The organism is Bradyrhizobium sp. (genome assembly GCF_028868675.1).
In the GTDB taxonomy this organism is placed as follows: Bacteria; Pseudomonadota; Alphaproteobacteria; order Rhizobiales; family Xanthobacteraceae; genus Bradyrhizobium.
This window is the reverse complement of record NZ_JAGWUA010000028.1, coordinates 23,692-32,643: the sequence shown is the minus strand read 5'-3', so window position 1 is coordinate 32,643 and position 8,952 is coordinate 23,692. Positions and strand designations below refer to the sequence as shown.

Sequence of the window (8,952 nt, the reverse complement as noted above, 5' to 3'; positions counted from 1 at the left end):
TCGGGGTTGCAAGCGAGGAGCCGCGCAGCACGAGCTGGTTGACCATGAACTTGCCGTTGTACTCGCCGAGCGCGCCTTCGATGGCGCGATAGCCCGGATAGGGCGAGTAGGCGCTGCGGGTCCATTGCCAGACGATGCCGAACGCATCGTTGAGCTGGCCGGCGCGGGCGGCAACCTCCCATTCCGTCTCGGTCGGCAGATGCCTTCGCGCCCACCGCGCGTAGGCATCGGCCTCGTAGTAGCTGACGTGACAGACCGGCGCGTCCGGATCGATCGGCCTGAGGCCGGCGAGCGTCATCATGTGCCACTGGCCGTCGATCTCGCGCCAATGTCCGGGGGCGCGCCAGCCATCGTTGCCGACGGTGGCAAAGCCGTCCATCAACCAGAGCGTCGCCTTTTCGTAGCCGCCGTCCCGCATGAAGGCGAGCCACTCGGCATTGGTGACGAGATTGCGAGCGATCCTGACCGGGCCGACGAGCGCGCGATGCGCGGGATTCTCATTGTCGAAATGAAAGCCGTCGCCGGCATGCCCGATGGTGTGGATGCCTTCGTTCAGCGTCAGCCATTCATCCCCGGAGCGGGTTGAAGCCGGAAAACGCCAGGCGGGGTCGTAGGCGGGTAGGATCGGATTCTGCGCGAAGGCGTGCAGGATGTCCGTGAACATCAGCTCCTGGTGCTGCTGCTCGTGATTGAGTCCCACATCGACCAGCGGGCTGATCGCACGCAGGGTGTCTTCGCCGGCCTCGCGGAAGAATTTCATGATGGCCGCGTCGACATGCCGGCGATAGGCGGTGACTTCGGCGGCGCCCGGGCGCGTGATGTCGCCGCGGCGGTGCCGGGCATGGCGGGGGCCGGCACTGACGTAGTAGGAATTGAACAGGAAGGCGAAATCGGGGTGGAAAGGCCGATAGCCCGGGCAGTACTCGCCGAGCAGGAATTGCTCGAAAAACCAGGTGGTGTGAGCCCGGTGCCACTTCGTCGGGCTCGCGTCCGTCATCGACTGGATCTGCTGGTCCTCGGGGCTCAGGGGCGCCGCGCGCCGCTCGGTCTCGTCGCGCACCGCGCGGAAGGCATCCACCAACGCCTCGGCGAGGCTGCCGGATTTGGAGAAGGGTGACCGAAGGGGCGGGCTGGCCGTAGCGGAGGCTTGTTTCGTCACGGTTTTCTCCGGGAAGACAAGAGAACGTCGCTGGCGCAGCTCGGTTCCAAGAGACGGGTTCGTCCTAAATAGGTCCTCCGGTACGGGATAAAAGCCTCCCGAGGTATGATATTGATGTCGTCAGGCCATGGCGGACCGGTGGCGCGACTGGTCTGCATGCCAGCATCGCCGCCATTTTACTTTGGATGCCCAATAGTTTGGGCTACATATTGAGGCAGGTATCGGGTTAAATGGGCCGAACGGGCCCCGAATGGTTTTCAGGGGGCTCCGCCCCAGAAGGACACGGATATGAGCATCGAGGAATTCATCGCCAATGAAGTGAAGTCGAACGACGTGGTTCTGTTCATGAAGGGCACGCCGCAATTTCCGCAGTGCGGCTTTTCCGGCCAGGTCGTCCAGATCCTCGACCACCTTGGGGTTGGCTATAAGGGCCTCAACGTTCTCGAATCCGCCGACCTTCGCAACGGCATCAAGACCTATTCCAACTGGCCGACGATTCCGCAGCTCTATGTGAAGGGCGAGTTCGTCGGCGGCTGCGACATCGTCCGCGAGATGTTCCAGGCCGGCGAGCTGCAGCAGTTCTTCTCCGACAAGGGCGTCGCCATCAACGCTGCGGCCTGACGCCTCGCGATGCTGACGCGCCGGATCGGTGGCGCCCAGCTCGGAATCATCGTTGCCGACATCACCACTCTGCGCGTTGACGCCATCGTCAACGCGGCCAATGCGTCGCTGCTTGGCGGGGGCGGCGTCGATGGCGCGATCCATCGGGCGGCCGGCCCGGAGCTGGTCGCCGAATGCCGGATGCTCCACGGCTGCCAGACCGGCGACGCCAAGATCACCCGCGGCTACCGGCTGAAGGCCGCGCATGTCATCCACACCGTGGGACCGGTGTGGAATGGCGGGGACCGCGGCGAGGACGCACAACTCGCCTCCTGTTATCGCCGTTCGGTGGCGCTGTGCGAGGAGCACGGTCTGACGACGGTCGCATTCCCGGCGATCTCGACCGGCATCTACCGTTTCCCTGCCGACCGGGCCGCGCGGATCGCGGTGGCGGCCACGGCCGACGCTTTGAGTGCAGCGCCTTCGGTCTCCCGGGTGATCTTCTGTTGCTTCTCCGAGGCGAGCGCGGCGCTGCATCGCGAGGCGTTGCAAAGTCGCTGACGTCACGCCCCGCGCACGATCTCGCGGACGTGGCCGACCATCTCCTCGATCATCGCAGCAGTGACGTCGAGATGGGTGCAGGCGCGGATGCGGCCGTCCATCATGGCGAGCAACACGCCGCGCTGACGCAGCGCCGAGACCATCCTGTCGCCGGAGACGCCGGCGCCGTCGGGCTTGAAGAACACCAGGTTGGTCTCGGGCTCCTGCACCTCGACGCCCGCGATCTGCGACAGCCCGCGTGCCAGCTTTGTCGCGTTGGCGTGGTCGTCGGCGAGGCGATCGACGTGATGGTCGAGCGCGTGGAGGCAGGCGGCCGCGCAAATGCCGGCCTGCCGCATCGAGCCGCCGAGGCGTTGCTTCCATTGCCACGCCGCGTCGATGAACTCGCGCGAGCCCGCCAGCGCGCCGCCGATCGGCGCGCCGAGCCCTTTCGAGAAATCGATCCAGGCCGAATCCCAGCCCGCGGCCATGTCGCGCGCGGCGATCCCGGTTGCGACGGTGGCGTTGAGGAGCCGCGCGCCGTCCATGTGGGTCGCGAGCCCGTTGGCCCTGGCGAGCGCGACGATCTCGTCGAGCACGGCTTTCTTCCAGATCGTGCCGCCTCCGATATTGGCGGTCTGCTCGACGCTGACGACGGTCTGCGGCGGCTGGTAGCGGCTGCGCGGATGCAGGGCTTTCCTGAATGTCTCCGGCGAGAACTGCCCGTCGGCGCCGGAGAGCGCCGTGATCTGGAGGCCGCCGAGCGCGGCATGCGCGCCGCCCTCGCGGGCGATGATGTGGGCGGTCTCGTGCGCCAGGATCTCGTCGCCCGGCCGGCAATGCACCAGCGTCGCCGCGACGTTGCACATGGTGCCCGAGGGCATGAACACGGCGGCTTCCTTGCCGAGCAGGTCCGCAACCCGCTCGCAGAGCGCATTCACGGTCGGATCGTCGCCGACCTGTTCGTCGCCGACCTCGGCGCGCGCCATGGCCTCGCGCATCGCGGCCGTCGGCTTGGTCTGCGTGTCCGAGAGCAGGTTGATGCGCACGGCCGGCGCCTTGGGATCGCGCGGGGGAGGAGTGTAGAGCATTGGCGAAGCCTCGCTAGCTGGTTAGTCGAACAATTGTGGCCTGATGTCTTGCGCACCATGGACGATGGCGCGGATTTCAGCGTGGCCAGGCTGCACCGTGTAGAAGATCAGATGGGATTGAAAGCGGAAGCGCCGATAGCCGGTCGCCAATTCGTCCACTTGCTGGCCGATGAGAAGAAAATCCGCGAGAAGTTCAAACGAACGTACCAGCCCGGCATGGTAGGCTTCGGCCTGATACGCGCCGAACTTGCTTTCTGTGAAGTCGTAATTGTCGATCAGGTCGGCCCGGGTGCGCTCCGAGAGCCGGTATTCAGCCATGGCGGCGTTCGACAACACGCTGCCGCGCGGCGGCGAGAATGTCCTCGGCACTGTCCGACGTGAATCTGTTGCAGTCGGGCTGCTGGAACAGCTTCTGATAGCGGCGTACCTGCTCGTCACGGGGGAGCGTCGCCCATGCGGAAAGCTCCGCCTCGCTCGGCGTTGCCGAGGGCGCGACGGTAGCGGGTTTGTCGGTCGTTTGCGACATTTGCCGAGTTTATCATGGCAAAAAGGCCCCGGAAACCGGGGCCTTCGAGATTTCGCAAAATGCCGAGCGATCAGCGCGAATAGAATTCGACGACCAGATGCGGCTCCATCTGCACCGGGAACGGCACGTCGGAGAGGCCCGGGATGCGGGCGAACTTCGCGGTCATCTTGCCGTGGTCGACTTCGAGATAGTCGGGCGTGTCGCGCTCGGGGAGCTGGCTTGCTTCCAGAACGTGGGCGAGCTGCTTGGAGGCTTCCTTGACCTCGATGAGGTCGCCGACCTTGACCTGGTAGGAGGAGATGTTGACCTTGCGGCCGTTCACCTTGATGTGGCCGTGGTTGATGAACTGGCGCGCGGCGAAGATCGTGGAGACGAACTTGGCGCGGTAGACCACCGCGTCGAGGCGGCGCTCCAAGAGGCCGATCAGGTTCTCGCCGGTGTCGCCCTTGAGCCGGCTCGCCTCGACATAGATGCCGTGGAACTGGCGCTCGCTGATGTTGGCGTAGTAGCCCTTCAGCTTCTGCTTGGCGCGGAGCTGCACGCCGAAGTCGGAGAGCTTGCCCTTGCGGCGCTGGCCGTGCTGGCCGGGGCCGTATTCCCTGCGGTTGACGGGGCTCTTCGGGCGGCCCCAGATGTTCTGGCCCATACGGCGATCGATCTTGTACTTCGCCTCACTGCGCTTAGTCATCGCGTCCTCTTTGGGTAGGTGTTCAGGTTTGAGGAAACGCGCCCTCCTGTGTACCGGGATGCCCCGGCACCGACAGGCCATATCCCCAAAGCTTGAAGGGATGCGGCCACGGGTCGCGAAACGCTTCGCGGGCCGAAAACGGCCCGCGAGCAGGCGGCTTTTAGGAGAAATCAGGCTGTCCTGTCAATGCAGGTCAGCTCCCCACGGCCCGGCGCGGCTTGGGTTCGGCGGGCTGCCAGGCGCCGCGCAATTCGGTAGCGATTTCAGTGTTCAAAACCTGTTCCAGCCGGCTCAAGACCCGCGCAATCGGGGCGGCGTCGGTAATCCGGTGGTCCCAGCGGATCACGACGTTGATGCTCTGGTCGGCCTCCACCACCCCATAGCTCAGGATGAACGGCCCGGGCGTGATGGCATGAAGCTCGCCGCCGCCGAAGGCGGCCACCGACGTCACCGAATAGCTGCCGAAATAGTTGCCCCGCTGCCGACCGAAATTGAGCCCGATCGCCCAGGACAGCCGGCGCAGCGGCCATGGCAGCCGTGTCGCCAGCAAGATCTTGCGGAACATCCGCACCTGATGCAGCGGCGCCTCCTTGGCGTGCCGGATCGAGGCGTCGATCTCGGCGAGCGACAGCGCATCGGGCGCCGCGACCCGCTGGGGCAGCACGCATTCCTCGCCGTCCTCGACGCGGGCGATCGCCACCAGTGCCACGCTCCTGGGCAGCTCGTAGAAGGTCGGCCAGGGCCATTTGGCGTAGAGCGTGCGCAGGATCGGTTCGTCCCGCGCGATCAGTGCGAACGCCTTGACGAAGATTGCGGCCCAGCCGGCGGAGTTCTTTGCCCCGGCGCGCGCCTCCAGCAGCGGACGGATGTTGAGCGGACGCGACAGCGAGACGAAGGGCACGCCAGTGGAGGCGTGCATGAGGTCGAAGATCAGCCGGCGCGGCAGCGAGATTTTCCTGGGTGTACCGCGCATCGTTTCCAGCTTCCCGCGGACTCATGAGGATCTGCGGCGAGTCGACCTCCGGCCCGCCGCCTTGATCTAGCACGAACCGGCTGCGTTGGGGCCAGTCGGTTCGTCCCGTGCGAACCGGAGGAGGGCCGGATGATCGTCCAAATGGACGTAATTTCAATATCATATATGGCTAATCGAACGTAGCATCGGATGGGCCTGCCGCAGTGGTCGAAGGCATAGAAGGCAGCGCTTACCGCCTGATGCCGTCGAAACTCGCCAGGATCCCGCGCTGGAACAGCGACCAGTCGAAGCCGAGCGCGATCGCCCGGTAGCCGCGGTCGATCAGGGCGTTGGCCTGCTCGGCGGTGCGCGCCACCCCGCCGATCGGTACGCCGCTGCGCAAGATGCCGGCCTCGGCGCGCGCGACCAGCTCCTTGAGCTCGGGATCGTCCATCCGGCCGCGCTTGTTGATGGAGGTGGCGAGATCGCCGGGCCCGATGACGGCGATGTCGATGCCCGGCGTCGCCATGATCTCGTCGATGCGGTTCACCGCCTCGACGTGCTCGATCGTGATCATGCAGAGCATCTCGTCGTCGACTGAAGCCATGTAATCCGGCATCGACTGGCCCCAGCGGAACGGCGCGTGGAAGGGGCCCCACAGCCGGTCGCCGCGCGGCGGATAGCGCACGCTGCGCACCGCCTTCTCGGCCTCTGCAGCACTCGTGATCATCGGAAAATTGATGCCGAAGGCGCCGATGTCCATCGGTGCTTTCGCCAGCCACGGTTCGTTGGCCGCGATCCGCACCAGGGGCACGCAGGGCGTGCCGGTGGTGGCGGCGATCATCGCATGCGCTTCGGTCAGGCCGATCGGTCCGTGCTCGAGATCGACGATGATCCAGTCGAGCGATCGCGCCATGATCTGCACCGTCTGCACGCTCGGGATGGTCGCGATCGCGCCGAAGGCGGGGCGGCCCTCGCGCCACAAGGTCCGGAGGCGGTTGAGCTGTGTCGGGGTGGTCGACATGATGAACCTGCGGCAGGGACGAGGGCGTAAGACTAACAGCGCGCGCGACGGGCGAAAAGATCAGGCCGGCAGGCGGCCGCCGAAGAACGGCGTCAGCGCCGGCCCGAGCGCGTGCGTGCGGCGCGAGGTGAAGATCATCTCGGCGCCGGCTTCAGCAGGACCGCTTGCCGGCGGGCCGAGCAGGTCCGATACCCGGCGGGCGATCGCCGGCGCCGGATCGATCCAGTCGACCGGCCATGGCGCGAGCGTCTTCAGCCGGTCGAGCAGCAGCGGATAATGGGTGCAGGCGAGCACTACGGTGTCGGTGCGCGCCGCGGCATCGTCGGGGTCACCGACGAAGCAGGGCGAAAGCTCGGTGAGGATGTCGCGATCGCTGATCGCTTGTCCCGACAGCGCGCGCTCGGCGAGCGAGGCGAGCTCGGGCGAGCCGACCAACGTGACCTCGCAGCCCTGCGAGAAGTCGCGGATCAGCGCGCGGGTATATTCGCGTTTCACCGTGCCTTTGGTGCCGAGCACCGAGACGCGCCGCGTCTTCGATTGTGCGCAGGCCGGCTTGATCGCCGGCACCGTGCCGACGAAGGGCACCGAATAGACGGCGCGCAGGTGCGACAGCACCAGCGTGGAGGCGGTGTTGCAAGCGATGACCACGAGGCCCGGATCGTGCGCGGCGATCAGCTCGCCCATCAGCGGCACCACGCGGGCAATGATCTCGTCCTCGTCGTGGTGACCGTAGGGAAAGAACGCGTCGTCGGCGACGTAGACGTAGTGCGCGTCCGGACGCGCGGCGACGACCTCGCGTAGCACCGTAAGCCCGCCAAGGCCGGAATCGAACACCAGGATCGTCGGGGAGCTTGTCACGTCGTTACCCTAGCCCTGACATGGTTACCATTCGGTGTTTTTGGCGGTTTTGCGGCGGGGGCGCCATGGGCACGCGAGGCTGGTCCCTGACCGGCGCGCTCGACGCGAGTCTTGCCTCACTCTTGCGCTCTCTCGAAAGAAAGGGTCCAGGGAGGGGAGCCGGGGAACCGCCCAGCGCCAGTGGCGGGCCTGGCCGTCTCGCGGGATGGCGAGCGGTCGGACCGCTGGCGCTGGACCGCGCGGCGTGCTCCGAGCTACATCGGTGGGACCGGGTGACGGATATTGGGGATGCAGCGCTTCATCGAACGGCAGAATATCGCTGATTTCGAGCGCCTTCTCGCGCAGGCGGAGCTTTCGGAGAAGTCGCGACGCTTCGTTCGGGAGCAATTGCTGGCATCGAGACGCAGGCTCGCGACGCTGACGGCCGCAGCGGTTGGGGTCAGGCCGAAGCGCCAGGCGATGCGGGATCGGGCGCCGTCCGGCCCCGCTCCGAGCCTGTCGCGCAAGTTCCAGGCGGAGTTCCAGACGGCGGCGAAGCCGCTGTTGCTGATCGATCCCGGTCCGGGCCTCCACATCGTGGAGGCCAACAAGGTCTATGCGGCGGCGACCATGGTCGATGCCGGCCGGGTGGCGGGCGAGCGGATATTCAACGTCTTCCCCGACAATCCCGGCGATCCCTTTGCTGACGGCGTCGCCAACCTGTTCGCCTCGTTGCGCGTCGTCGCCGAGACCGGGCAGGCTCATGTGATGCTGGTCCAGCGCTACGACGTGCGGGACGAGCGCGGGAAGTTCGTCGAGCGACATTGGCAGCCGCTCAACAGCCCGGTGCTCGACGATCGCGACAATGTCGCCTTCATTCTTCACCAGGCGATCGACGTCAGTGCGAGGTATTCTCCACCGAATCCGCGCCAGGCTCCCTAGCTATAGCTAGGCTGGCCCCGCCGGTCGTCCTTACCCGGCCTTGCGCTTCGCGCTCTTCCGCGCGGCTGCCGCCGCGAGGTTCATATCCACCGCGGCGCGGACCAGCGCCTTCAGCGCCTTCTCGTCGAGCTTGTCGCCCTCGTGCAGGTCGATGGCGCGCCGCGTGTTGCCCTCGAGGCTCGAATTGAAGAGGCCCGAGGGATCGTCGAGCGAAGCGCCCCTGGCGAAGGTCATCTTGACGACGCTCTTGTAGGTCTCGCCGGTGCAGATGATCCCGCCATGCGACCAGACGGGGACGCCGCGCCACTTCAATTCCTCGACCGCTTCGGGGTCGGCCTGTCTGATGACGGCCCGGACGCGCGCGAGCATCTCGCCGCGCCAGTCGCCGAGCTCTTTGATCTTCGCGTCGATCAGGCGGGAGGGCGAGTCCGCTCCGCCCGCTGCAGCTGCGGTCTTCTTCGCGGAAGTTTTCGCTCTCTTCATGGGTATCGTTCTCATGTGCCATCGCCAGGACGGCCGCCAGCCCCATTGCAGCGCATTGGGAGTGTTCGGCATTTCGTGATCGATAGCTCGTCGGTTAGGGATAAGCGCAT

At 66.1% G+C, this 8,952-nt stretch carries 12 protein-coding genes; 3 read left to right on the top strand and 9 right to left on the bottom strand.

What is annotated here, in order from left to right; genetic code table 11:
• On the bottom strand, positions 1–1,159 hold a 1,159-nt coding region (egtB, locus tag KGM94_RS06345), incomplete at its 3' end, for an ergothioneine biosynthesis protein EgtB (RefSeq protein ID WP_300256050.1).
• A gap of 288 nt (positions 1,160–1,447) precedes the next feature.
• Between egtB and grxD the strand changes: the two genes are divergently transcribed.
• Entirely contained in the window at positions 1,448–1,780 is a 333-nt protein-coding gene (gene grxD, locus KGM94_RS06340; RefSeq protein ID WP_300256049.1) for a Grx4 family monothiol glutaredoxin, read from the top strand.
• 9 nt (positions 1,781–1,789) lie between these two features.
• Positions 1,790–2,320 carry an O-acetyl-ADP-ribose deacetylase gene (locus KGM94_RS06335; protein WP_300256048.1) on the top strand — a complete coding sequence of 177 codons (531 nt, stop codon included), beginning with the start codon at positions 1,790–1,792 and terminating at the stop codon, positions 2,318–2,320.
• 2 nt (positions 2,321–2,322) lie between these two features.
• Here KGM94_RS06335 and KGM94_RS06330 read toward each other — a convergent pair whose 3' ends face one another.
• The 7 genes from KGM94_RS06330 to murI all read right to left on the bottom strand — a co-directional run bounded on the left by KGM94_RS06330 (position 2,323) and on the right by murI (position 7,438).
• On the bottom strand, positions 2,323–3,390 hold the full coding sequence (locus KGM94_RS06330; protein WP_300256046.1) for a threonine aldolase family protein: 1,068 nt from the start codon (positions 3,388–3,390) through the stop codon (positions 2,323–2,325).
• A gap of 21 nt (positions 3,391–3,411) precedes the next feature.
• Positions 3,412–3,708 (bottom strand): type II toxin-antitoxin system RelE/ParE family toxin, encoded by a 297-nt coding sequence (locus tag KGM94_RS06325; protein ID WP_300256043.1) that lies wholly within the window; start codon positions 3,706–3,708, stop codon positions 3,412–3,414.
• Positions 3,701–3,916: a hypothetical protein gene (locus KGM94_RS06320; RefSeq protein WP_300256041.1), complete on the bottom strand. Its 216-nt coding sequence runs from the start codon at positions 3,914–3,916 to the stop codon at positions 3,701–3,703. The genes KGM94_RS06325 and KGM94_RS06320 overlap by 8 nt, the downstream gene beginning before the upstream one ends.
• A gap of 70 nt (positions 3,917–3,986) precedes the next feature.
• On the bottom strand, positions 3,987–4,604 hold the full coding sequence (rpsD, locus tag KGM94_RS06315; protein WP_300256039.1) for a 30S ribosomal protein S4: 618 nt from the start codon (positions 4,602–4,604) through the stop codon (positions 3,987–3,989).
• A 193-nt stretch (positions 4,605–4,797) separates the two neighbouring features.
• Positions 4,798–5,577: an acyltransferase gene (locus KGM94_RS06310; RefSeq protein ID WP_300256037.1), complete on the bottom strand. Its 780-nt coding sequence runs from the start codon at positions 5,575–5,577 to the stop codon at positions 4,798–4,800.
• A 229-nt stretch (positions 5,578–5,806) separates the two neighbouring features.
• Entirely contained in the window at positions 5,807–6,580 is a 774-nt protein-coding gene (locus KGM94_RS06305) for an aldolase/citrate lyase family protein (RefSeq protein WP_300256036.1), read from the bottom strand.
• Between the two features lie 60 nt (positions 6,581–6,640).
• Complete coding sequence (gene murI / locus KGM94_RS06300; protein ID WP_300256035.1) at positions 6,641–7,438, bottom strand: glutamate racemase; 798 nt, start codon at positions 7,436–7,438, stop codon at positions 6,641–6,643.
• Positions 7,439–7,726: 288 nt separating this feature from the next.
• Between murI and KGM94_RS06295 the strand changes: the two genes are divergently transcribed.
• Complete coding sequence (locus tag KGM94_RS06295) at positions 7,727–8,359, top strand: diguanylate cyclase (protein WP_300256033.1); 633 nt, start codon at positions 7,727–7,729, stop codon at positions 8,357–8,359.
• Between the two features lie 30 nt (positions 8,360–8,389).
• On the opposite strand, the gene KGM94_RS06290 is transcribed toward KGM94_RS06295, so the two are convergent.
• Positions 8,390–8,842 carry a DUF1801 domain-containing protein gene (locus KGM94_RS06290; protein ID WP_300256031.1) on the bottom strand — a complete coding sequence of 151 codons (453 nt, stop codon included), beginning with the start codon at positions 8,840–8,842 and terminating at the stop codon, positions 8,390–8,392.
• Between the last annotated feature and the right edge of the window lie 110 nt (positions 8,843–8,952).